Origin of the sequence: Streptomyces candidus (assembly GCF_014207445.1) — a bacterium.
Classification (GTDB): Bacteria; Actinomycetota; Actinomycetes; order Streptomycetales; family Streptomycetaceae; genus Streptomyces; species Streptomyces candidus.
Window position 1 is genome coordinate 26565 of record NZ_JACHEM010000026.1, and the last position, 21554, is coordinate 48118.

Genomic DNA, 21554 nt, shown 5'->3' on the forward strand with positions numbered 1-21554 from the left:
CCGGGAGCGACCGAACTGTCCAGCGACCAGCGAGAAGGAAGGACTACTGCAATGAACGGGCAAACGACCGTTGCCGATCGGATCCTGCAGTTCAACCAGGAACTTGCGGAGACCACGCTTGAACTGCCGCCCGGATTCGCGGTCCTCAACCCGTTTAGCGGCCCCCAGAAGGAGCGCGTCCACGAGGTGACGACCGCGTTCTACCGCAAGTACTACGACGACGACAGGCCGCGCCGTCTGGTGCTGGGAAGCTCGCCCGCCCGGCGGGGCACGGCCGTGACCGGGGTCCCGTTCGAAGACGCCAAGCTCCTCGAAAGCAAAACGGGAGTCGATGTCGACGGCTATGCGGTGAGCCGGCCCTCCGCCGGATTCCTGCACGACGTCATCAGTCGCTACGGGGGCCGGGAAAGGTTCTACGCCGACTTCGTCATGAGCTTTGTGTGCCCTCTCGGACTGGTGAGAAAGAACCCCGAGGGAAGGGAGGCCAACTGCAACTTCTACGAAAACAAGAAGTTGCTGGAGCTTCTGCATACATTCCTCGTGGACGCTCTGGAGCGTCAGGTCACATTTGGAACCGACACCTCGGTGTGCTACTGCATCGGCAGCGGCGAGAACTTCAAGTTTCTCTCGAAGGTGAATGAGGGCCAGCGCTTCTTCAAAAGGATCGTGCCCCTGGAGCACCCGCGCTTCATCACGCAATACAACGGGGCGAGAACAGAGGAATTTGCCGAGAAGTACCTCAGTGCTTTCCGCGGAGAAGGCGACTAGCTGTGCCGCCCTCCGTAGCGCCTCTCGGCTGTTTCCCCGCAGGCTGACGGCTCCCGACGCGACGGATCGAAAAGAAGGAGAACAGCACAGTGGTGACAGAAGGCAGGGTCCTGGTCCACTTCGGTTCGGAACGCGTCAGCGTCCACCGCCTCCAGAGCGGCGAGCTGCAGCTGCTCACGAGGGAGCGGCTTCCATTCGGAGCCGGCCTCACGGGCGTGGCGCTCGCGGACAGCGTCAGCGAGTTCTGCGCCGGGCTCAAGGAGTTCACCGAGGCCGTTGACAACAAGAGCACGCGGGTGCACGCCACCGGGGTCTTCCAGCAGCTCCCGCAGCCGGAAGCGGCCACGCTGGTCAACAGCTTCTACGTCGACACGGGCCTCTACTTCAACATCGTGAGGCCCGACCTGGAACGGTTCTACCTGGACACGGGCATGTCCACCTGCGGCTCGAGCGACATGGTGGAAGGCCTGGTCCGGCGGGAGTTTCGGACGGCAGTCGTCTGCGGCAGCTTCCAGCAGTCCCTGGGGCACATCGAGGGCACCATCACCCAGCTGCGCGAAACCGGCACCCAGGTGCTCAGCCCCCGCAGCACCCGGATCAAGCCGGAGACCGAGGGCACTGACTTCATCCTCTTCGACTATCAGGACTTGCTGAAGAACGAACGCGACACGTGGCGGCACAAGTACGTGCACATGGACGCCTTCAGGCAGGCCGACGCTGTCGTCGTGTGCAACCCGGGCGGTCGCGTCGGAAGCGGCACCGTCTTCGAGCTCGGCTTCATGTCCGCGCTCGGTAAGAGGGTCATCTTCACGGAGGAGCCCCTGGGTGTATATGTCTCCTTCCCCTGCGAGGTGGGCCTGGGCGCCTGAGCAACCCGCGCAGGGCTGCCGCACCTCACCCCGCTCCCGCGTCTTCGCCTGGATCGAGGCTCGGTGAACAGCGCAGTCCCCGCACGCAGGCCGCCTGCTCGTTCTCTCTGCCCACCCCGATCCCGCTTCTCGGCTACGAAGATTCGGAAAGGACTCCCGCCGGTGGAACACATCGACATAGCGCGCGACAGACTGCGAGAGATCGTGGCGTCTGTCCTTGAGGTGGAAAAGGAAACCATCGCGCCTGGTGCCCAGTTCTACGAGGAACTCGGCATGAGCTCCCTGGAGAAGGTCGAGGTCGTGGTCACGGTCGAGCGCGAGTTCGGAGCCCTGTCCGCGCAGGAAGCGGCAGCCTTCACCAGCCTGGACGCCGCGGCGGCCGTGCTCGGCGAGCGGACGAGGACCCTCAGGGATGTCGACCTGATCGACCGCTTGGTGGCCGGCCATGTCTGCGCCGGCCGGGGTGACCGGGCCAGCTACCTCGACCCCCAGGTCGGGGAGATCACCTACGCGGGCCTCCTGGAGGCAGCCCGCGCTTATGCGGGCGCCCTGCGAGCCGCCGGCATACCCGAGAGCGCCCGCGGGCTCCTGGTCGCCGACGACTCCGTGGCGACCGTAGTCGCCGTCCTGGGCTTGTGGTGGCACGGCTGCGTCCCGGTGGTGATCAGTCCGGCGCTCACGGACGGCGAAGTCCGTTACATCGCCGACGACTGCGCCGCCGCGATGGTGCACCTGGACGCGGCCTCCGCGCGGCAACGCGCCCTCGATGAGCTGTTCGCCACGACCCCCCGATTCTCCGGCGCTGACGTCCGCGCTGCTCTGGCGACGGCCAAGGCTGGCCCCGCGCACCGCCCGCAGGAGGCCGGGCTCCCCGCCGCGTGGAGCGCGGGCCGTGAGGCGCTCGTGCAATACACCTCCGGAAGCACGGGCATGCCCAAGGGGGTGCGGCACTCGGCGGGCGCGATCGCGGCCATGACCGACGGCATCGGCACCGTACTGGGCCTGACTCCCGAGGACACCGTGCTGTCCAGCGCCCGGATGAACTTCGGCTACGGCTTCGGCAACTCCGTCCTGTGCCCCCTGGCGGCCGGCTCCCGCGTCGCGCTCATCCGCGGCACGGTCGACGTCCACTCCCTCGCCGCCGCGATGCAACGCCACCGGCCCACCGTGCTGTTCTCCGTCCCACGGCTGTACGCGGCGCTGCTGAACGCCTCCGGGACCACGCTCGCCACCGACTGCGTCGACTCCGTGCGGCTGTGCGTAGCGGCGGGCGAGAATCTCCCGGGCCCGCTCAGCGAGAGGATCCGCACCGCCTTCCAGGCCCAGCTGCTCAATGGCCTCGGCGCAACCGAGGTCCTCCACATCGTCGTCGCCACCACACCGGGGAAGGAGCGGCCGGGCACCTTCGGCATCCCGGTGCCCGGGATCACGGCCACCGTCCGCACCTCCGACGGCACGCCCGTTGCCGACGGCCAGGAGGGCCGCCTGCACATCGCCGGCCCGACGGTCGCCCTTGGCTACATCGGTCGCTCGGAGTCCGCAGCGCTCACTTTTGCCGACGGCGGCGCCTACACCGGCGACGTGGTGCGCCGTGCGCCGGACGGCACGTTCACTCATCTGTGCCGCGTCGATGATGTGCTCAACCTGGGCGGCTACAAGGTCGTACCAAGCGAGATCGAGAGCGTCCTGCGCGACGTGGAAAGGGTTCAGGACTGCGTGGTGGTCGGTGGCCGCGACGCCGACGGCCTAGAGCAGGCCGTGGCGTACCTGGTGGCCCAGCCGGGATCCGACGTGGCCGTGGTGCGGCGCGCGGTGCTCGCCGCGATCCGTGGCGGTCTCGCCGCCTACAAGCGGCCCGCGCGCCTGGAGTTCCTCGACGTGCTCCCGACCACGTCGACCGGCAAGCTGGCAGCCTTCGAGCTCAGGAAGGCGGCTGCACAACCGTGACCTGGGACATTACGGGCATGGCCGCCGTCGCCAACATCGGTGCCAACCCCTCCGAGATATTTGCCGCGTTGTGCGCGGGCCTGGAGAGCCGCAAGCCTCTGCGCGCATTCGACCCCGACAACTACAGGGCGAAATACGCCTACGAGATCGACGACCGGCCCGAGGGCGGTGGCGACATACCGCGGCGCGCCACCCGCTGGCTCACCACCGTGGTCCGTCAGGCAGTCGCTAACGCGGGCCTGGGCGAGGACTTGTCACAGGTCCCCGTACTGGTCGGGACCACCATGCGTGAGCAGCGCAGCCTCGAACTGTGGTGGCGTGGCGATGCGGAAGTCGGCCTTGAGGACCTGCATTTCGGCACCGCCCTGAAGGCGGCCTTCGGGGCGTCCACCACGTACACCTTCGCCAACGCCTGCTCCGCCACGCTGTACGCGCTCGGCATGGCCACCGACATGATCGAGGCAGGCATGGCCGACACGGTCGTCGTCGCGGGCACCGACGCCGCCACCGAGAGCGGCTTCGGCACGCTCGACCGGGTGCAGAACGACATCCCCGACGCCCTGCGCCCCTTCGACGCCACGCACAAAGGCATGCTGATGGGTGAGGGCGCGGCGGCCGTCGTCGTCCAGCGCACCGGCACCCCCGGGGGCGGGCCCGTGCACGCCCGGGTGCGCGGTGTGTCCATGAACTGCGACGCTCACCACGCCACCGCGCCCGACCCCGACGGCATCACGAGCGCGGTGCTCGACGCCTACCGCAGAGCAGGGGTGCGGGCCTGCGACATCGACCTGGTGATGCTGCACGGCAGCGGCACCCCCCTCAACGACGCGACGGAGTCGAGCGTCCTGCGCCGCATCTTCGACGGCGCCGGACCCGGTCCGCGGATGACCGCCATCAAGGCGATGACCGGCCACACCCTGGGCGGCTCGGGACTGCTCAGCCTCGTGATGGCGGTGCTCGCCATGAAGGAAAGGACGGTACCCCCGGTCCTGGGACTCGCCGATCCGATCCCCGAGGCCGCAGGACTGGGCCTGGTGCAGGGCTCCCCCGTCTCCGGCGATCTGGCCATCGCGCAGATCGACGCGTTCGGCTTCGGAGGCATCAACGCCGTCGCAATCGTGGAGGCAGCGCGATGAGCACCGCGCACATAAGGAACCCGAACGTCCGGGAAGTCGCCGTCACGGGCATCGGACTGGCCTTACCCGGTGTCGCGACGTACGGCGACCTTCTCGGACCCCTGCCCGGCGAGGGCGGCTTCGACCCCGCCACCGAACTCAGCGGACGCGAGCTGCGCCACAAGGACCGCGCGTCCCGGCTCGCCCTGCGAGCCGCCGAGTTCGCCCTCCACGACGCGGGCCTGACCGACGCCGACGCCACGTTCACGGGCGCCGCTGATGCGACCGCCGTCGTGGTCAGCACCAACCTGGGCAACGTGGACAGCATCTGCGCAGCCACCGACACGATCGCCAGAAAAGGCGTCAGGGGACTCAGCCCGCTGGGCCTGCCCCAGACATCAAGCAACGTCATCGCTGGCTGGGTGGCCATCCGCTACGGGCTGCGCGGCCCCAACCTCACCGTCTGCAACGGCGTCACGAGCGGTCTGGATGCCCTCGCCTGGGCCCGGAACCTCATCGTGGCCGGGCGCGCCGAAGCCGCCGTTGTCGTCGGCGTCGAACCAGCCAACGACGTGACGGCGAAGCTGCTCGGCAAGCAGTCCACCGACGCGGCGGTCGCCGTCGTCCTCGAACCGGCGGACGCAGCCGCTTACCCTGGCGCCCGGCCGCGCGCCACGATCACTGGGTACGCACGGGCCAGGGACCTCGCCGCGGCGCTGACCTGCGCCGGTGTGGCGGAGGAGGAATCCGTCGGACTGTGGCTCGGGGACGAGGTAGGTGCCGGGGAGGGCCAGCTGCTCACAGCCACGCGCCGGATCGACCTGGAAGCCCAGCTGGGCCCGCTGTCCGGGGCACTTGGCGTCCTGCAGTGCGCCGCCGCGGCTGCCCACTTCGAGGGCCGCGCCACCGGGAACGTGCTCGCCACGGCCGGAGGCCCTCACCACGACGCGGCAGCCGTCCTGCTGCTGACCTCATGACCGTCCACTTGCCCATGCACGCAGGAGCCGGGGGAACACCCATGACCCATACGACCGTAAGCATCGAGGATCTCCGCACCCTGATAGCTGGCGTACTGGAGATCGAACCCGAGGAGGTCACCGACGAGGCGCGCTTCACCGACGAGCTCGACATCGACTCGCTGCTGATGCTCGAGATCTCCACACGCGTGGAGACCGCCTACGACGTCCCGGAGAACACCGTGGCCATCAGCGGTGCCAGGACCCTCGCCGAGCTGCACGCCCTCGTCATCTCGAAGCACGTCGGAGAAACGTCGGCGGGCCCGGTCATCCGCCCGAGGCCGCTGAGCGACCCAGCGGCGCGTTTGTTCCTGTTCCACCACGCCGGCGGCTCACACCTGCTCTACCGAGGCTGGGCGAAGCACTTCCCCCAGGACTGGGAACTCTGCCTGCTGGAAGCCCCCGGCCGAGGCCACCTGCAGACACTCCCGCTGATCGACGACTGCGACCGGCTGGTCGACTACTTCCACCACGCCATCGCTCCCCTGCTCGACCGGCCCTTCGGGTTTTTCGGTCACAGCCTGGGCGCCCTCATCGCCTACCAGCTCACCCGCCGCCTCCATCACGAGGGGGACCCGCTCCCCACCTGGCTGGGTGTGTCCGCCTACGGCGCCCCGAGAGTCGAGGCCGGCACCGGCGACCGCCCTTACCTGATGTCCGACGACGAACTGCGCGGCTGGCTGCGGAGCGTCGGCGGCAGCACACCGCAGCTCCTCGGCAACGACTCCGTCTGGCCCGCGTTCGCCCCGGTGTTCCGCAGTGACCTCAAACTCCTGGACACCTGGGTGCCTCCCCACGACCCCGCGCCGCTGCCCGTTCCGCTCTCGGTGTTCGGGGGCCGCCACGACAAGCTGATCGGCGAAGACCGCCTGCTGTCCTGGCGAGCGTTCACCACGCACTTCCGCGGACTCGAGAGGTACGAGGGCGATCACTTCTACGTGATGGACCACCGGCAGCCTCTGGCTGCCGCCATCACGGCCGCGATGCGGTCCGCCGCTGCATGAGGCCGCCTTCACCAGGCCACCCGCTGGATGATCAAGTTTAAGAGGGTGCCCGCGGAGCGCGCGGGGGCGGGCCTTCAGGCGCCGGGATCGACTTCGGGGTGCGTGAACCGCACAGGCTTGCCCAGCGACCGGGAGTAGGCAATTTCGGCCCGGGTGCTGTCTCCGATGTAGTCGCCGACCACGAGCACCTCATCAGCGAGCAGGATCTTCGACCGGTGCAGCTCGTCGAGTCGAACCTTCAACGCCTTGGCCTCGACAGGATCGGACCAAAGATCGTGCGACGACTTCATGTCGCAACCCGGCTTGACGACAATCTTCGCGGGCCGAGCGGTGGTCTCCCGCAGCTCGGCCTCAGCCATCTCAGCCATGAAACGAGTGGAGCCGCAGATCGCGACGATACGCGGGAAGCCCAGCTGCCTCTTCGCCTCGGCGAGCTTCTCCTCGGCGGTGATCACTTGCGGGGACGACACTGCTTCCTCCTGGTGGTGCGGGCCCGAGGGGTGCGTGCGGAGACGAGAACAAAGGCATCCAAGATCATCTTCTGGTGAGCGACATGGACACCCGCGCGCCCGCACTCTATGTGACGAGCACCCCTACGTGCTGCCGCGCCGCCCGTCGGCCAGCCCTACGCCCCGCCTGTGCGACGCCCAACCGGTCACCCTCGCCACGAGAAAGCCGGTACCGCTCACCGCGTTCAACGCCTCGATCAGCCAATTCACACGGCAGGGCGCTGCGGTGCCGGCTTGGACGGCCTGTCCCCTTCCGGCTGCTGCTGGTGGTGGTGCCGGGTCGGGCTCGGGCACTGCCACAACCCGAACGAGGGTGGCGCAATCAGATGACCGCGTTGACGGAGCAACAGTGTCCGCCAGCAACCTTGCGGCCCCGCTGCACTTGGCGCGGCCCGCCGCAGCTGGCGGCCGCGATTCATGCCCGCGTCCGCAGCAAACCGACCGCCTGCCGCCCGCTCAGCATCTGAGCACTTCGCTGCACTTCGACGAGGAGACCATGTCCACCGCATCTCACCAGCCCGCCACCAAGCCCGTCGCCGCCCCTTCAACAACCGGCCGCACCAGGGAGGGGGAGCAGATCAAGGCGGTCGCCGACACGCTGGTACACGCGTACGGGCTGCATCCGGCAGACATCACGCGCATCCCGGAGGGCACCGCGACGGACAACTACGCCGTCGTGGACCAGGCAGGCCGGCGGCACTTCGCCAAGGTCTACCGCACTCGAGAGCACTTGGATCTGGAGCGGGCGTCGGTCGAACTATCCGAGTACTGCGCCGACGGAAGTGTCGCGACCGCGCGGGCAATCCGCACGCGCGAGCTCGAACTCATCGCGGCCCAAGCCCCGTTGCCGATGTCCCTGTGGTCATACGTACCGCACACCGAGACCGCCGAGGGCGGCCTGAGGGGTGCCCGGTGGACAGCCGTCGGCACAGCGATGGGCCGCCTCCACAGCCGGCTCAGCGCTCACCCCGCCGCCGCGCCCACTCTGGAACCTGGTGCCGCGGTGTGCGACGTGGCCGCCTCACAGGACCGCTTCGAGCGTCTAATCCAGGCGTACCAGCAGAAACCCCAGCTTGGGGAGTTCGAGACGTGGGCGCTGCAGGCGGCGCGTGAGCGACAAGCCATCCTGGGGGACGTCGAGCGCACCCTCGCTTCGCTTCCACAGCTCACCGTTCAGATCCTGCAGGGCGACATGGCCGGCCCCAACGTGCTGTTGGAGAACGACGGGGTAGCAGCGATCGTGGACTTCCGACCGCCCGCACCCGGGTACCTCGCCTGGGAGATCGCGCGTCTTGGTTGCGATCCCAAGAGCGTGCTGGACAACAGTGCGGAGAGCTGGCTCACCGGGTACACCGATCTCACCCTGTCCTACCGGGACGCCAATCCGAAGGCGTCCTCGGACGACCTCTTGTTCTCGCTTCGTGTCGGCTGTGCAGCCATGCTCTGCTCGGCCTTTCCGCTGTCGGTGCCAGTGGAACGACCGCACATCGTCGACGCCGCACTTGAGGCCTACGGGCAGGTGCGGCACGAGGCAGCTCTGATGCTGCTGGACCGGCTACCTGTCATGGAGGAGGCTCTGCGTGAGACCCTTCGCTGAGTTCATGACTCCCGTGGGCGGCGTAAGTCACGCAAGCCGCAACCCCGGACGGCGAACTCGCCTATCTGGGCCAGTTGTAGCAGCAGGGCATTTAGGGTCGGCCAAGAGCGCAGAGGCCGGCGCGCCAAGCCCGGGGTGGAACCGGGCATCGGCCGCGGTCAGGAGAGCGGGGCGGCGATCATCTGGTGAGTTGGTCCACCCGAAGCAGGTCGTCGGGGTTGATGCGGATCGCAGCGATGTTGGCGAGCCACTGCATCCACACCGCCTCGATGCCGGGCGCGGCCTCGAACTCGGCGTCTGTGATGCGTCCCTGGGCGTAGGCGACCGTCCGGTCTGCCAACTCCTGGAGAGCGTCGGGAGCGATCCAGCGGACGTTCTTCGTCTCGCGGGCACTCGGGGTGAGGTCGCCGGTGACGGTGGCCTGGTAGACGGTCCAGTCGTGGCCGGTGCCGCGTGCGCCGGGAAGGCGGCGGCATGGGTTGTCCCGCCAGGAGCCGGTGACGTGGGTGAGGCCGGTAACGGTGAGGCCGAGTTCTTCCTCGACCTCGGCGCGGCCCGCGTTCTCGGCGGTCCCATGGTCGTCGATGTGGCCGGCGGCAGGTGCCGTGCCGGGCGGGAAGGTGGCGCGGTCGAACATGAGGTAGCGGCTCTGGTGATCGGTGATGACGATGCCGACCGAGGTGTTGTCGCAGGTCTTCATGGTCTCGTTCCCGGTAGTTGCTGGAGGTCAGGCGGCTACAAGCAGAAGATGGCGATTCTCGCCGAGGTCTCCGCCGGGACCAAGCCAGACGACGTCACGGTGACGAGTTGGCTCGTGGTCGTCGCCGAGCTCCCGGAGATGGGGTGACGCCGATCGCGCCCGCCCCAGTGCCTTCTACGACAGAATGTTTGCTGCCCGTTAGCTGGCCCCCGCGAGACCTTCCGGTGGCACGGGGGTTACCTGGTTCCGGTCGATGTGGTGAGCGCACGCGCGATCCGGGGCCCGACGAGGCGCTCCGTCACATCGAGTGGGTACCAGCGGGCACCGGTCACCTCGGACTCCTGGATACGTCCGAACTCGGCGTCGACCGTCGCGAAGGTGTAGCCGATGTCCAGGTGGTAGTGGTCCGGCTCGTCCTTCGCGGGCCTGGCCGGCTCCTGGCCGAACTCGACCTAGGCGGGGTGCGCCGAGACGGGGACGTTTTGCGCGGGGTCGATGCCGGTCTCCTGCGACAACTCCAGGATTGCCGCGCCGACCAGCGTCGTATCGGTCGGCTCAAGATGCCCACCCGGCTGCAAGGTGATCCCGTACGCGAGGTGTTCGATCAGGACAACCTCAGCGCTGTCCCGGACCAGCAGCGCCCAGCGGTGACGTGCATGGGGAAGGTCCGCCGCGAGGCGAATTCCTGGCCTTCGGCCAACAAGCGAAGCGGCTCGGCCAACTGTCCGGCCTCCTGCGGGTAGCGCTCAAGGTAGGCGGCCAGCACGGCCGCGATGTCGGAATCAGTGATCGCCACAGTTCATCGCCCTCCTGTCGGCCCGAGGAAGAATTCCGCCGAGACCGGCCGCTCGAAGTCGGTCACCAAGCACGTGCACCGTCAGCCCTACAGGAGCCCTGGCGTACCAGAAGCCCCGCACTCTACAAGTCCGTCCGGCCCCACACGTCCCAACGGCTGTGTTGCACACGCCGCTTGGGAACCTCGGCGATACGGCCAACACCCATCCACTCACTGCTTCTTGCCCTGCAAGGGCCCGTGCACCCAGCACCTTTCAACAGCCGCCTGGAACCGGGGTTCGGCACTCGGCCGAATGACCTGTGCTCGAAGAGCCGACGGTCTCGTTGAACCGGACAGGCTCGTCACCATGTCAGAGGGGAGCGCAGTGTGAAACGCACCGGATCACGCGAGAACGCGAAAAGCACCGCAGCCCAGGAGACGATTTACAACGCGGAGCGCGAGCAGCGAGGGCCGGGTGGCCCAGGAGGGCACCCACGAGCAGCTCATGGCCCGCCACGACGGGATCTACTGCTCGATGTCCACCGCGCAGGCCGCCCAGTACGAAGCCACGGGCCCTGTCGTTCCCAGGCAGAACCGGAACGCCCCGGCGCTGAGGGTGAAGGGCGGTCCGCAGTGAACGCCGCCGCACCGGGCAGCACCTTGTGGCGGCACACGGACTTCCGGCGCTACTGGGGTGGGCAGGCCGTCACCGTCGCCGGTTTCGGGATCACCACCATCGGCACCTCCGTCATCGCCGTGGTGGATCTGCACGCCTCGACCATGCACGTGGCGCTGATCGCCGTCGCGGGGAAGCTGCCCCCGCTGCTGCTCAGCCTTCACGCCGGCGTCCTCGCCGACCGCCACCGCAAACGGCCGATCATCATCAGCTGCGACGTGCTGTGCGCCCTCATCCTGGCCAGCCTCCCCCTCGCCCAGCTGGTCGCGGAAGTCACCCTGGGACAGCTGTACACGGTCGCGTTCCTCGTCTCCGCGCTCCAGGTGATCGGCAGCAACGCCTCGATCAGCTACCTCCCGGTCCTGCTGAGCGGCGAGCAGCTCCGGAAAGGCAACTCCAAGCTCGGCGCGACCAACTCACTCGCCGATATGGCCGGCAACAACCTGGGCGGGCTCCTGGTCACCCTGCTGGGCGCCGCCCGCGCGATCGCCCTGGACGCGCTCTCCTATCTGATCTGCGCCTTCTGCATGCTCCGCATCCGCCACCGTGAGCCGAAGCCGGCGCCTCGGCCCGCGGGCACGAGCCAGTGGACGGAGATCCGCGAGGGCCTCGACTACACCCTCAACGCGCCTCTCGTACGGTCCATCGTGCTGTCCAACGCGACCACTTCGTTCGCCCTCGCCGCCAGCTCAGCACTCTGGTCCCTATACCTATTGCGACGCCGGCCGGGTCCTGCTCGGGCGCTCCCGGCGTGGCATGTTCGAATTGCCCGGTGGCAAGACCCGCGGCCCGGAGGGCTTTGCCGCCGCAGCGGTCCGCGAACTCGCCGAGGAGACCGGCCTGATCGCCGACCCGGCCGACGCGCACGTGGTGTCGATGCTGGCCGACGACAGTCACGGCACTCCGCGGCTCACGGCCGTCGTACGGATTACCGGCTGGTCCGGAAGGCTTGCCAACCCCGAGCCTGACAAGTTCGATCGCTGGGAGTTCTTCGATCTGCACGCTCTGGCCTGCGCTGGGGACGTGTTCGTCCCGGCCGCGTCCGCGCTGGATGCCGTATGGCCCGGAGTCATTCCCGACCTGCCGCCCGTGGTCTCCTACCCCCTCGCCGCCGAGCAGCCGCCCGTGCTGGGTGAGCCGGCCGAGGCGGTCCGGCTGCGTCAGGCGATGGCCCAGATGGTGATCGATGGCGGCTGGGCCCCGTCCGAGCCGGTCCAGGGCGCGCTGCGGACCGTGCCCCGCCACCGCTTCGCCCCGGAGGCGCCCCTGACTGACGCCTACGACGGCGGCGACCGGGCCGTGATTACCCGGCGCGACAGAACCGGGACGGCGATCAGCTCGGTGTCCGCGGCGTGGCTCCAGGCCGACATGATCGAGCACCTGCGCCTGGCGCCGGGCGCGATCGTGTTCGAGGCGGGATCCGGCGGCTACAACGCCGAGCTGATCGCCCACGTCACCGCCCCCGGCGGTCGTGTGGTGACCGTCGACATCGACCCGTGGGTCGTACGCCGCACCCGCCGGTTCCTCACGGAGGCCGGCAGCGGACGCGTCACCGCCGTCGAATCCGACGCGGCGCTCGGCGCACCCGGGCACCTGGTGCCGCGCGGCGGTTTCGACGCCAGCATGATTACCTACAACTGCTGGGACATTGCCCTGGCCTGGCGCGAGCAGCTGGCCGAGGGCGGCCGCCTGGTCCTGCCGTTGGAGATGGGCGGTTACACCCGAGCGGTCACGTTCGAGCGGCGCGGCGAGGTGCTGCACGCCCGTCACTTCACGTACTGCGGATTTGTTCGCGACCGGGGGCAGCATGCCCACGCCGTTTCGGTCGTCTCCCTTCTCGGCGGCAGGCTGACGCTACGCTTCTACGACGGCGCCATCGCCGAGACGGCGGGCCTGGAGGAGGCGCTGCGCGGGCGGCGGCACGAGGTCGCAACCGGCGTGACCATGGTCGGCGCGAACTCCTACTTCGGCTCCCTGCAGCTGTACGCGGCCACCACCCTGCCTGCGTTCTGCCGACTGGCCGCCCACCAGGAACCGGACGAGGGCGTGACCGGCATCGCGAAGGACCGCGACGCACCGGCCATCGTCGGCGACGCTTCGCTCGCCTACCTGATCTACATCCAGACCAAGGACGGCGACAGCCCGCAGGGCAAGACGTGGGAGTGGGTCGTCCACGCCTTCGGCGAGCAGGGGCCCGAGCTCGCCGAGCGGCTGGTGGCCACGGTCCGGGCCTGGGACCGCCATATCCGTGCCGACGACAACGACCTGCATGCCGATCCCGTCCTGACGGTCCACCCGGCCGGCACGCCCGACGATGCGCTGCCCGCCGGTGCTGTCCTGGACAAGGAGCACTGCCGTCTGGTGTTCCGGTGGCCCGGGCGTGACGCGGTGCTGCCCGGGCCCGTTGAGCGTCCAGTGGCCGACATCGTGACGGAGGGGGTGTGACGGTGGAACGGGCCGTACGGCAGGCGGTGTTCGTCGCTCTGGCGCAGCGCGACGCGCTCGACCGGATGCGGCGTCGGCCGCCGCCCAGCAGTTCCGGGTGTCCGTATGGGGGTCGGAGGTGTGGGGGTGGCAGGCCCCCACACCTGGGGCAGCAGGCCGGGTACTACTTCACCGCGGCCTTCAGGTGGCTGCACGCCACCGGGACCGTCATCGACAACACCGACCTGACCGCCGTCCAGACCCCGGCCCGCTTCTCCACCCACCTCGCCTGCACCCCACGGTGCGTACCCATGCTTGCTACGCCTTGGACGAAGTCATCGAGTTCGGTGTCTGGGGTGGCATGACCGAACGGGAGCGCCGCGCACTGCGGCGACGCCGACCGAACGACGCGTCATGGCCTGCGGCTTCGGGTGTGGTGGTGGAGAGTGGATACGACTATCAAGGCCCTGCACTCATGGCCCCTCGAGCACTGAACGGCGAGCATGATTCCCCACGGCCCTGCCGTCGTCCGCACGACGGCAACGAAGTTTCCCGCCAGCGCGGGCGTCCCTTCCGTCCATGACCTGCTGGTCACACCATCTGTTCTGGCTCGGGCTCTCTTCGTCACCGGAAGAGCTCCATGGGACCGGCACAACCACGGAATGTCGTCGACCCACGAGTTCATCCATCGGATCGCCGCGATCCCCGCCTACCTCCAATGGGATACATCTGGGCGGATCGAGCGTACGGACCTCGCGCTCGAGCTGGACGGGTCGGAGAAGAGCATGCTTTCCTACACCCTCGGTCAGGCCATGTGCCAGATCTTCGCGGAGCGCGTGCTCTCCGTCCGCTTCCTGGGCCCCACCTGGGCAGGGATGGCGCACTTGTCACGGCGGGCCACCTTGACCGGATCGGCCTTCGGCGAGGCAGGATCCCAGCTCCCGGGCATGAACAGACGCCAGTTCACCGCCGCCGAGGACCCGTTGGAAGCCAGGTGAAGCGAAACCCCGGCCTGGCAGTTGGTGACCTTGCCCGCGGTGCCGGTGTACTGCCGGGTCACGCACGCCGACGCGTCCCCGTCCTTGAGGAACCCCGTGTCATCAATGACCAGCGCGGTGGGTTTGATGACCGGCTGCATGCGCCAGGCCAGCCGGGCCCGCACATGCGCCGCATCCCACGGACTGGAGGTCACGAAGTGGGCCAGGGCCTGCCGGTTACCGTCCTCGCCCAGGCGGGCGGCCATCGGCTCCACCGACTTGCGCCCGCCGTCCAGCAGCAGGCCCCGCAGATAGACCCCGCCCCACCGGCGCTGATCCGCCCGCGCGAACGGCTCGAACATCTCCGCCGCGAAGTCCTCCAGATCACACCGGACCGCAGCCAACTCCTCGCTCAGCACGCCCGGTCAACGACACCACCGATCAAGAAGACACGCCATCACAAACCACACATGACCAAGCCCTACTAGTGCCTGAGGTGAGTTCGAACCTGTAGTTTCGGCGCCGTACTCTCGCTGCTGCGAAGCAACACCATCGCGACCGAGACAACGATGAGCGCACAGCCACCTCCCTGGATCGGGGTCAGCCGCTCCCCTAGGAACAATGCGCCCCACAACACACCGAACGCCGGCGTCAGCAGGCCGACTGTCATCGCCCGGGACGGGCCTACGTCGGCGATCAGGCGGAAGTAGAGCAGGAAACCGATCGTCGTGCACAGTACAGCCAGAGCGAGAACGTTGAGGATGATCGTGGGAGTGACATCCACAGGCGGGATATCCGTGACCCAGAAGGGTACCAACAGCACACCCGCCAGCAGTTGGGAGCAGCCCGCCGTGCCGATTGGGTCCACATGCGAGGCGAACCTCTTCACATAGATGCCAGACAGCGAGTAGCTCACCGCAGCTGCGAGGCAGGCCCCGATACTCCACCAGAACAGCCGCGAGTCCTGATCGGTCGAACCCCCGCCCGCGACCAACGCGACCCCGATCATGCTGAGGGTGAGCCCGGCTATACCACGCACGGTGAGGCGCTGGCCGAGGAACACAGCCGCGAGTAGCGTGCCGAACAACGGAGTGCTGGAGTTGATGACGACCGAGTACGACGCGGGGATGTGCACGGCCGCGAAAGAGAACAGCAACATCGGCGTGGCCACGTTGAACAGCCCCACTACCAGGTACTGAACCCAGTGCTCGCGCCACCGCGGAGCGAAGCGGATCGCGGCGAAATAGGGCAAGAAGGCCAGCCCTCCGACCCCCACCCGCAGTCCGGCGGTCGTCGTCGCCCCCAGTACGGGCGCCAGCACACGCAAAAAGATGAACGACGCCCCCCACAACGCGCTCAGGACGACAAGACGTGACCAGTCGGATGGCCGCATGACCTCAACTTCTCACTCTGCGCACGAACTCCCCGATCTCCTTGGGCGCCACGCCGAGATCGTCCAGCTTCTGCTCGACGAGGAGGCTGGAATGACTTCCAACGATCACGCCGTTCGATCCTGCTGTCCAGAAATCGATCACCTGTTCCCCGCGGGTGATTCCAAAGCCCATCACGAGCGGCTTGTTCGACAGCTTGCGCAGGCAGGCCACGCGCTGTAAAGAGTCGTCATTGCCACCCACCCCACGAGCCCTTGGCCTCACCTTGTCGCACCTGGACAGATCACCATCACGCAATGACCCTGCTACACCTGTCGTCAGTCCCAAGCGGCTTTCAGTCAGGAGGCAGAGTGTAGCCGGATTCCGCCTTGTCGTTGGCGGCGTTGGGCGGGAACATGCTACTTGTCTGCATGAACTCGACAATTGCACCGTGATCGCCCTGCGGTGCCAAAATACGAGGAGTTCCATGCCCAACCGTGCCGTACGCACGTTCGCCGCCGCAGCCTTGCTGGCAGTGCCCGCCATAGGCTTCACCTCGCCTGCGCATGCCTCTAGCCAGGGCACCTTCATCCAATGTGTGACTGGCTTTAGCACGCAGACGTTCACCCCCCCGCTCACGTTCGAGCCGAAGCCGACTCACCTCAAAGAGGAAGGCACGGTCGGTACCTGCGTCTCGGATGTGCCGGGCCTGTCCTACGGCACCTATGAATACAACGGTAACGGCACCCTCAGCTGCCTCACCGGTAGCGCCGCGGGCAAGTCCAACTGGAAGTGGCACAAGAGCGACGGGACCGTCATCGGCACCACAGTTGTAGGCGAGGAAGGCGCCCTCGCAGTTGTCCTCCGGCCCAACGGCAACAACGTCGTCGTCATCACCGCCAAGACCGCCGCTGGATCAATCATCCACCCAGGCCGCATGGTCCACAACGAACAGCTCGTTGCAACCGATCAGACAGCTTGCGCGCAGGACGGAATGAAAACTCAAGACGGCATCAACCTGGGTCTGAACTTCACCCGCGACCTCATCTGATCCCGCGCAGGACACTCGAAGCCAAAGTCTTGGCAGAGAGGCGCGGGCGAGTCGGTACAGGGGAGTGAACCGCTCGGGAAGGGTTGTTCACCAACATCACTGAAGCCTTTTCAGAGTGGCCGCTGATGGGGTGACCACCAGAAGGGCCGCAACGCACGAGGCACCTGTGCCGTTGAGGGAGATGTTCGAAGACTCCACTCATCGGCATGGGTGCCTCATTGGTTACTTATCCTGACGCACTCGACCTACCGCACGCGTTGATCGAGTGCGTCACCATGCTCATCGTCACCCGCGAGGGTGACCGCCGCCGGCCGCCGCCGGCTGCCGCCGCACCAGCGTGCTCTGGTCGGCCTGGTGCACCTGCGCCGCCATGACACGCTCGCGCAGCTCTCGGCCGGGTTTGGCATCTCCGCCGGGACCGCTCACGCTCAACGTCAGCGCCGTCGTCAGTCTGCCCGTCACTGGTGCATCGAGCCTGCTGACGGTGTTGCGGGAGGCGGATCCTGACTTCGCCCTGCTTCGACGGGACTCCCGCCGAATACGATCACGTAGGCGACGGCCAAGCGATTCTGTCGAGATGGCCGATCACGCGGACTTCTCCGTCGCGTCCGGCATTCCGGTCTTCTTCTGCGATCCGCACTCGCCCTGGCAGCGCGGAACCAACGAGAATACGAATGGCCTGGTCCGGCAATACCTGCCCAAGGGAACTGACCTTTCTTGGTACACTCAAAAGGAACTCGATGAGATCGCGTCGCGGCTCAACATGCGGCCGAGGAAAACCCTCGGATATCGCACTCCGGCAGAGAGGCTGGACGAATTGCTAAGCGCCGCTTGATGCTCTCACTGCCTGAATCCGCCGACCCCAGGCGGCAGGGTGGTTCTCGCGCAGGGAGTCGGTCAGTTTCAGGGCAGCCGGGTACTCATGACGGTCTACGAATGTGATCCAATCGCCGAAGTAGTGAGGCTTGCCTTTCACCAGGAATTTGTCGGACAGGGGTGGGTTGCGGTAACTGTCGTCGTTGTCCCGTCGAAGCAGGCCTAGCGACGTACAGGCAGTCAACAGCAATTCCGTGGGCCGCGATTGAAGGCCATGTCGGGACATGACACCGGTAGGCGTCGTTGAGCCTCCCTCGGCAAGCTCGCTGAACAGGCCCAATTCGACGGCTATGGCCAGGGCCTTGAAGGCGTGTATCCCAGAGGTGATTTCCATTAAAGGTACGGGTGACGTCGGTTTGTTCAAGGTGTCCTTCTTGGAGCGGTTTTGATCTTGCGGGCGAGGGTCACGCCGTCGGCGATAGGCAGCATGACCTGCTCCACCCGAGCATCGGCCGTGACGTGGTCATTGAAGGCGCGAATGGCTGCGGCGTTGCCCTTGGCCTCAGGATCCGCGGCGGCCCCGCCGTAGAAGACGTTGTCGGCCACAATTAGTCCGCCCGGCCGCAGACGTGGCACCAGCTGCTCCCAGTAGTCGATGTAGCCGATCTTGTCCGCGTCGATAAACGCCAGGTCCACGCCGGACTCGTGAGGCAGCGACATGAGGGTCTGGGCAGCCGGGCCCAGCCGCAGGTCGATACGGTCGCTCACGCCGGCTCGCTGCCACGCCTCGCGGGCCATGTCCGTCCATTCCGAAGACACATCGCACGTTATTACCCGGCCGCCCGGCGCCATCCCACGAGCCAGGCATAGTGTGGAATATCCGGTGAACGTTCCAACCTCCACAACCAGGCGCGCGTCCACAAGCTGCGTCAGCAAGGTGAGTAACGATCCTTGTTCCGGCGGAATCTGCATCTCCGCGATCTCACCGAGGGCATGGGTACGTGCAATGAGCTCATGGCCCACGGCGTCGGGCACCGCTCCGTGTTCGATCATGTACCGGCGCAGTTCACCGGTCAGTTCGACATTCTTGACCCGTTTCATTGAGCCTCCGTGTTCCTGCGTGCGCGGCCCGGCCTCCACAGAGTCCGCAGAGCCGGTGCGAATCACTGGTGGGGTTTGTCCTGCATCGAGGCGGCGAGTTTTGTACCCTGCGCCCTGAGCCGGGTCAGGACGGTCTGCTCGAGTTCCGCGATCTCATTGAATCCGCCCGACGCCGCCGCGGACACAGGCGGGCCGCCGTAGTACAGTCCGCCACCCTCTACGTCTACGAGGATCCTCAGCAGCCGATGCAGCAGCTGCACGTCCAACGCGTGTGTGCACACCGGCCCTCTGCTGACCAAGAAGAAACGGTCGTACAGGGCACGTTCCTGACTGCTGGGCGGTCCGCCTGCGCTGCGCCCAGCCTGCTGAAGCAGGGAGACGCCCCCGGGAACCAGATGCTCGGCCACGGCAACGTGCACGCGATGACTACGCCGCACGGCCCCGGCCACCGTCGGCGGACCCACGTCCGCCGCCCGCTTGAGGAGCTGGGGCAGCCCCTCGTGGTCAGGCGCCCACTCCCCGCTGAACGCCGGATGAGCGCGCGCCATCCGAGGTCGGATCGCCTGCTGGTAGAGCACGGGGGGACAACTACCCGCGTATAGCAGCAGCGTCGAGTACAGGTCCAACAATTGCACGCTTTCGTCAGCTGATTCGGGCCCTTCCCGTAGCAGCACGGCTCGCAGCAAGGACCACTCCAAGAACGCGGCTTGGTGGCCCACGACCCAGCGGTACCAGGCAAGGTCGCATGCACGAGACGGGGGGACGTATACCTCCGGGGGAGAACCGCCTTCGGCGGCCCGTAACAGTGCGGCCCACTGCGAGACCTGCGAAGGGCCGGGGTCGACTGCCGCGCAGGACCGTCCACACACGGTGTTCGACCGCCCAGCGTCTGGATGCGGCAACACCAGGCGCAGCGCCTCGGATACCACCTTCGTACCTCCGCGTCACTGATTCCTACACCCCCATGGGCGCGGGGTTGAACGGGACTGCGCCGAGCAGAGGAGACGGGGTTGGGCTCGGAACACGGGGTCTATGGGGATATAGGTGCCCAATTGCGGGGGGGCTCAAGCGCAGGGCTAATTCATAGTCTGGTTGATCATGTCCCGTTGCAGGTCGGGGGTAGTCCGAGTAGGTCGAGCGGGCAGACGAAAGGTGTGTAGGAGACCTCTCGGAGTCCCGCTGCGATGCTGTGGTGGCCGGCGTCGCGGAGGGTATTCATCGCGAGGTTCCGCAGGGTGGCCATGTTCTCCGGTCCGTGTCCGGTCCGGATCTTGGAGGCGTCCTCCGCGAACGTCGTGTCCCTTATGTGGTGGACGGCCTCGATGCCCCATTGCGACCTGGCGATGCGGCCGATGGCCTGTGGTGATGCCTCGCGTGCGGTCATGTCGGTGATGGCGTGGACGGTCTGCCGGGTGACCTTGCCGGTCTTCAGATCGGTGCGGTACCGGTGGATCTTCACCGCCAGGACCAAGTAGGGGAAGTCCAGGGCGAGGCCGGTGACGGTGACGGTGAGGGTGCGTATCGAGCGGGTCTCGCGGCGGCCGTGCCCGCGCTCGCGGTCGTATCGGCGGGCGGTCACCTCCTTCCACGGCAGGGCTCTGACAGCCTCGTGGAGTTTCGGCTGGTTGCCCTTGACCACCAGCAGGTAGTGGGCGTCCTTGACCTCCACCAGCCATTTCGCATGCTCGCGCTGGGGAGGGCGTCGGCGGTGGCCACCGCGCCGGCCAGGTCGAAGGAGTCCAACAAGGCGGTGAACGCGGTGATCTCGTTGGTTTTGTCCGGCACCCTCAGCTGGCTGACGGCGCGGCCGGCGGCCGTGACAGCGGACAGGAGGTAGGCGGCCGGAGCGGTCTCGGTGCGTGAGCCGCGGGCACTCTTGCCGTCGACCGAGACACAGCACTCAACCAATGTGCGCTTCAGTCAACCTGCACAAGTCCAGGTCAACAACATGACTACTCAGTTTCAGCCGCGTGCGCCGGGGTGTGCTTCGCCTCACGTACCACGCCATCCTGCTCAGGAGCATCGAGAGGGCTTGTTCGGGCGGATGGGGCACGGGCATCGTTTCGCGTGGCTGTGCGAGTCCTCGCAGCAGCGGACCTGTCGAACGAAGGAACTTGTCATGACTCGAACGCACGTTGTGGGACGTCTCGCGGCTACAGCGGTGTTGTTTGCCGTTCCCGCCCTGGGCTTCGCCCTCGCATCCCCCGCAGCCGCTGCGGCGTGCGACGGGGTGGAGGTCGTCGCTGTCGTCGGCGGCGCTACATGCCTGGACGCCTCCGGTGAGAGCGTGTCGGTCAACGGGACCTATTCCCTGTTCAACAACCGAGGCACCGCGGTTGAGGTGGAGGTCGACCCCGACGGCCCCGGGGAGCACGAATTCGGGGTCCTGGTCCTGGGGGCGAAGGTGTTGACGCTGGAGGGCGAAGTGGGGGTTGACGCGGACATACGACTCCGCTGAGCAAATGCTCGCCTGCCAGGTGCGAGCGGACATCCAACCCCCGGTGGAGCCGCCCTAGATGAATGAGTCCGATGTTCGTGCTGGTCGCGACCATGGCGAAGGGCGCCCGTTGGTCAGTGTGTGAAGACAAACCTGGACGCCCTTCTGGCGGCACTGTACGTGTTCATCGATGACCACATGGCGCCTTGTCGCCGGATGGGGCGACCCCCGAAACTCACGGACGCCGAACTGCGGTGCCTCGCCGTCGCCCAGGTCCTGCTCGGCTTTCCCTCAGCCCGGCACTGGACCGCTTCGCCCACGCACGCCTGGGCCACCTCTTCCGCTACCTGCCCCAGCAGTCCGCCTACAACAAGCGCCTGAACGCCGCCGGGCCGCTGATCA

General features: G+C 67.3%; 23 protein-coding genes and 4 pseudogenes. 16 read left to right on the forward strand and 11 right to left on the reverse strand.

Translation table 11 applies throughout. From position 1 onward, the window contains the following. The first annotated feature begins 51 nt into the window (after nucleotides 1-51). The 6 genes from HNQ79_RS30400 to HNQ79_RS30425 all read left to right on the forward strand — a co-directional run bounded on the left by HNQ79_RS30400 (nucleotide 52) and on the right by HNQ79_RS30425 (nucleotide 6719). Nucleotides 52-768: a uracil-DNA glycosylase family protein gene (locus HNQ79_RS30400; RefSeq protein ID WP_185036207.1), complete on the forward strand. Its 717-nt coding sequence runs from the start codon at nucleotides 52-54 to the stop codon at nucleotides 766-768. 92 nt (nucleotides 769-860) lie between these two features. Continuing rightward, a complete protein-coding gene (locus tag HNQ79_RS34635) occupies nucleotides 861-1637 on the forward strand; it encodes a nucleoside 2-deoxyribosyltransferase (protein WP_185036208.1) in 777 nt (258 codons plus the stop codon). Nucleotides 1638-1799: 162 nt separating this feature from the next. Beyond that, complete coding sequence (locus tag HNQ79_RS30410; RefSeq protein ID WP_229923779.1) at nucleotides 1800-3584, forward strand: AMP-binding protein; 1785 nt, start codon at nucleotides 1800-1802, stop codon at nucleotides 3582-3584. After that, nucleotides 3581-4720, forward strand: a complete 1140-nt coding sequence (locus HNQ79_RS30415; RefSeq protein ID WP_185036209.1) for a beta-ketoacyl synthase N-terminal-like domain-containing protein — start codon at nucleotides 3581-3583, stop codon at nucleotides 4718-4720. Before HNQ79_RS30410 ends, HNQ79_RS30415 begins: the two co-directional genes overlap by 4 nt. Continuing rightward, nucleotides 4717-5676 (forward strand): beta-ketoacyl synthase N-terminal-like domain-containing protein, encoded by a 960-nt coding sequence (locus HNQ79_RS30420; protein ID WP_185036210.1) that lies wholly within the window; start codon nucleotides 4717-4719, stop codon nucleotides 5674-5676. Before HNQ79_RS30415 ends, HNQ79_RS30420 begins: the two co-directional genes overlap by 4 nt. A gap of 41 nt (nucleotides 5677-5717) precedes the next feature. Beyond that, nucleotides 5718-6719 carry a thioesterase domain-containing protein gene (locus HNQ79_RS30425; RefSeq protein ID WP_185036211.1) on the forward strand — a complete coding sequence of 334 codons (1002 nt, stop codon included), beginning with the start codon at nucleotides 5718-5720 and terminating at the stop codon, nucleotides 6717-6719. Between the two features lie 74 nt (nucleotides 6720-6793). Here the strand turns inward: HNQ79_RS30425 and HNQ79_RS30430 are convergent, their stop codons facing one another. Continuing rightward, nucleotides 6794-7189, reverse strand: a complete 396-nt coding sequence (locus tag HNQ79_RS30430) for a hypothetical protein (RefSeq protein ID WP_185036212.1) — start codon at nucleotides 7187-7189, stop codon at nucleotides 6794-6796. 535 nt (nucleotides 7190-7724) lie between these two features. Here HNQ79_RS30430 and HNQ79_RS30435 point away from each other — a divergent pair. Next, nucleotides 7725-8825: a phosphotransferase enzyme family protein gene (locus HNQ79_RS30435; RefSeq protein WP_229923778.1), complete on the forward strand. Its 1101-nt coding sequence runs from the start codon at nucleotides 7725-7727 to the stop codon at nucleotides 8823-8825. Nucleotides 8826-9003: 178 nt separating this feature from the next. Here HNQ79_RS30435 and HNQ79_RS30440 read toward each other — a convergent pair whose 3' ends face one another. Beyond that, nucleotides 9004-9525 carry an NUDIX hydrolase gene (locus HNQ79_RS30440; RefSeq protein ID WP_185036213.1) on the reverse strand — a complete coding sequence of 174 codons (522 nt, stop codon included), beginning with the start codon at nucleotides 9523-9525 and terminating at the stop codon, nucleotides 9004-9006. Between the two features lie 604 nt (nucleotides 9526-10129). Continuing rightward, entirely contained in the window at nucleotides 10130-10321 is a 192-nt protein-coding gene (locus tag HNQ79_RS34225) for a hypothetical protein (RefSeq protein ID WP_229923777.1), read from the reverse strand. A gap of 454 nt (nucleotides 10322-10775) precedes the next feature. Here HNQ79_RS34225 and HNQ79_RS30450 point away from each other — a divergent pair, with 454 nt between their 5' ends. The 3 genes and pseudogenes from HNQ79_RS30450 (at nucleotide 10776) to fxlM (ending at nucleotide 13421) form a co-directional block, all read left to right on the forward strand. Next, nucleotides 10776-10937, forward strand: coding sequence for a hypothetical protein (locus tag HNQ79_RS30450; RefSeq protein WP_185036214.1), 162 nt, complete (start codon nucleotides 10776-10778; stop codon nucleotides 10935-10937). Next, nucleotides 10934-11677: pseudogene (locus HNQ79_RS30455) on the forward strand (MFS transporter); the annotation flags it as partial. The gene HNQ79_RS30450 and the pseudogene HNQ79_RS30455, both read left to right, overlap by 4 nt. A gap of 55 nt (nucleotides 11678-11732) precedes the next feature. Continuing rightward, nucleotides 11733-13421, forward strand: a complete 1689-nt coding sequence (gene fxlM / locus HNQ79_RS30460; RefSeq protein WP_229923776.1) for a methyltransferase, FxLD system — start codon at nucleotides 11733-11735, stop codon at nucleotides 13419-13421. 163 nt (nucleotides 13422-13584) lie between these two features. On the opposite strand, the gene HNQ79_RS34230 is transcribed toward fxlM, so the two are convergent. Then, complete coding sequence (locus HNQ79_RS34230) at nucleotides 13585-13713, reverse strand: hypothetical protein (protein ID WP_260421878.1); 129 nt, start codon at nucleotides 13711-13713, stop codon at nucleotides 13585-13587. Between HNQ79_RS34230 and HNQ79_RS30465 the strand changes: the two genes are divergently transcribed. After that, nucleotides 13690-13983, forward strand: coding sequence for a WhiB family transcriptional regulator (locus HNQ79_RS30465; protein WP_221508315.1), 294 nt, complete (start codon nucleotides 13690-13692; stop codon nucleotides 13981-13983). The two genes, HNQ79_RS34230 and HNQ79_RS30465, sit on opposite strands and share 24 nt — an antisense overlap. Before the next feature lie 222 nt (nucleotides 13984-14205). On the opposite strand, the gene HNQ79_RS30470 is transcribed toward HNQ79_RS30465, so the two are convergent. The 3 genes from HNQ79_RS30470 to HNQ79_RS34640 form a co-directional block, all read right to left on the reverse strand. Next, a complete protein-coding gene (locus tag HNQ79_RS30470; RefSeq protein WP_444545302.1) occupies nucleotides 14206-14796 on the reverse strand; it encodes an IS701 family transposase in 591 nt (196 codons plus the stop codon). Between the two features lie 65 nt (nucleotides 14797-14861). After that, nucleotides 14862-15770, reverse strand: a complete 909-nt coding sequence (locus HNQ79_RS30475) for a DMT family transporter (RefSeq protein ID WP_185036216.1) — start codon at nucleotides 15768-15770, stop codon at nucleotides 14862-14864. Nucleotides 15771-15774: 4 nt separating this feature from the next. Beyond that, nucleotides 15775-16011 carry a tryptophan synthase subunit alpha gene (locus HNQ79_RS34640; RefSeq protein WP_221508307.1) on the reverse strand — a complete coding sequence of 79 codons (237 nt, stop codon included), beginning with the start codon at nucleotides 16009-16011 and terminating at the stop codon, nucleotides 15775-15777. Nucleotides 16012-16234: 223 nt separating this feature from the next. Between HNQ79_RS34640 and HNQ79_RS30485 the strand changes: the two genes are divergently transcribed. From HNQ79_RS30485 to HNQ79_RS30495, 3 genes and pseudogenes are all read left to right on the forward strand, one after another. Further along, the gene (locus HNQ79_RS30485) at nucleotides 16235-16798 is read left to right on the forward strand and encodes an Ig-like domain-containing protein (protein ID WP_185036226.1); all 564 of its coding nucleotides are present in this window, start codon (nucleotides 16235-16237) and stop codon (nucleotides 16796-16798) included. Between the two features lie 218 nt (nucleotides 16799-17016). Next, nucleotides 17017-17364: pseudogene (locus HNQ79_RS30490) on the forward strand (helix-turn-helix domain-containing protein); the annotation flags it as partial. 8 nt (nucleotides 17365-17372) lie between these two features. Next, a pseudogene (locus tag HNQ79_RS30495) lies at nucleotides 17373-17633 on the forward strand (IS30 family transposase); the annotation flags it as partial. Here the strand turns inward: HNQ79_RS30495 and HNQ79_RS30500 are convergent. The 4 genes from HNQ79_RS30500 to HNQ79_RS30515 form a co-directional block, all read right to left on the reverse strand. Beyond that, nucleotides 17619-18008, reverse strand: coding sequence for a methyltransferase family protein (locus HNQ79_RS30500; RefSeq protein WP_229923782.1), 390 nt, complete (start codon nucleotides 18006-18008; stop codon nucleotides 17619-17621). The pseudogene HNQ79_RS30495 and the gene HNQ79_RS30500 sit on opposite strands and share 15 nt — an antisense overlap. A gap of 26 nt (nucleotides 18009-18034) precedes the next feature. After that, a complete protein-coding gene (locus HNQ79_RS30505) occupies nucleotides 18035-18715 on the reverse strand; it encodes an O-methyltransferase (protein ID WP_185036219.1) in 681 nt (226 codons plus the stop codon). A gap of 62 nt (nucleotides 18716-18777) precedes the next feature. Then, nucleotides 18778-19644, reverse strand: a complete 867-nt coding sequence (locus HNQ79_RS30510) for a 3-methyl-L-tyrosine peroxygenase-related protein (protein WP_512700961.1) — start codon at nucleotides 19642-19644, stop codon at nucleotides 18778-18780. A 167-nt stretch (nucleotides 19645-19811) separates the two neighbouring features. Next, the gene (locus tag HNQ79_RS30515) at nucleotides 19812-20615 is read right to left on the reverse strand and encodes an ISAs1 family transposase (protein ID WP_444545301.1); all 804 of its coding nucleotides are present in this window, start codon (nucleotides 20613-20615) and stop codon (nucleotides 19812-19814) included. A gap of 219 nt (nucleotides 20616-20834) precedes the next feature. On the opposite strand from HNQ79_RS30515, the gene HNQ79_RS30520 reads away from it, so the two are divergent. Together HNQ79_RS30520 and HNQ79_RS34975 are read left to right on the forward strand one after the other, a co-directional pair. Then, a complete protein-coding gene (locus tag HNQ79_RS30520; RefSeq protein WP_185036222.1) occupies nucleotides 20835-21173 on the forward strand; it encodes a hypothetical protein in 339 nt (112 codons plus the stop codon). Between the two features lie 120 nt (nucleotides 21174-21293). Next, a pseudogene (locus HNQ79_RS34975) lies at nucleotides 21294-21554 on the forward strand (IS982 family transposase); the annotation flags it as partial.

What these genes read in the sequence shown, in the direction of transcription:
- HNQ79_RS30400 (WP_185036207.1), top strand. Translation starts at nt 52, where the DNA reads ATGAACGGGCAAACGACCGTTGCCGATCGGATCCTGCAGTTCAACCAG.
- HNQ79_RS30420 (WP_185036210.1), top strand. Translation starts at nt 4,717, where the DNA reads ATGAGCACCGCGCACATAAGGAACCCGAACGTCCGGGAAGTCGCCGTC.
- HNQ79_RS30425 (WP_185036211.1), top strand. Translation starts at nt 5,718, where the DNA reads ATGACCCATACGACCGTAAGCATCGAGGATCTCCGCACCCTGATAGCT.
- HNQ79_RS30435 (WP_229923778.1), top strand. Translation starts at nt 7,725, where the DNA reads ATGTCCACCGCATCTCACCAGCCCGCCACCAAGCCCGTCGCCGCCCCT.
- HNQ79_RS30440 (WP_185036213.1), bottom strand. Translation starts at nt 9,525, where the DNA reads ATGAAGACCTGCGACAACACCTCGGTCGGCATCGTCATCACCGATCAC.
- fxlM (WP_229923776.1), top strand. Translation starts at nt 11,733, where the DNA reads ATGTTCGAATTGCCCGGTGGCAAGACCCGCGGCCCGGAGGGCTTTGCC.
- HNQ79_RS34230 (WP_260421878.1), bottom strand. Translation starts at nt 13,713, where the DNA reads ATGGGTACGCACCGTGGGGTGCAGGCGAGGTGGGTGGAGAAGCGGGCC.
- HNQ79_RS30475 (WP_185036216.1), bottom strand. Translation starts at nt 15,770, where the DNA reads ATGCGGCCATCCGACTGGTCACGTCTTGTCGTCCTGAGCGCGTTGTGG.
- HNQ79_RS30485 (WP_185036226.1), top strand. Translation starts at nt 16,235, where the DNA reads ATGCCCAACCGTGCCGTACGCACGTTCGCCGCCGCAGCCTTGCTGGCA.
- HNQ79_RS30500 (WP_229923782.1), bottom strand. Translation starts at nt 18,008, where the DNA reads ATGGAAATCACCTCTGGGATACACGCCTTCAAGGCCCTGGCCATAGCC.
- HNQ79_RS30505 (WP_185036219.1), bottom strand. Translation starts at nt 18,715, where the DNA reads ATGAAACGGGTCAAGAATGTCGAACTGACCGGTGAACTGCGCCGGTAC.
- HNQ79_RS30520 (WP_185036222.1), top strand. Translation starts at nt 20,835, where the DNA reads ATGACTCGAACGCACGTTGTGGGACGTCTCGCGGCTACAGCGGTGTTG.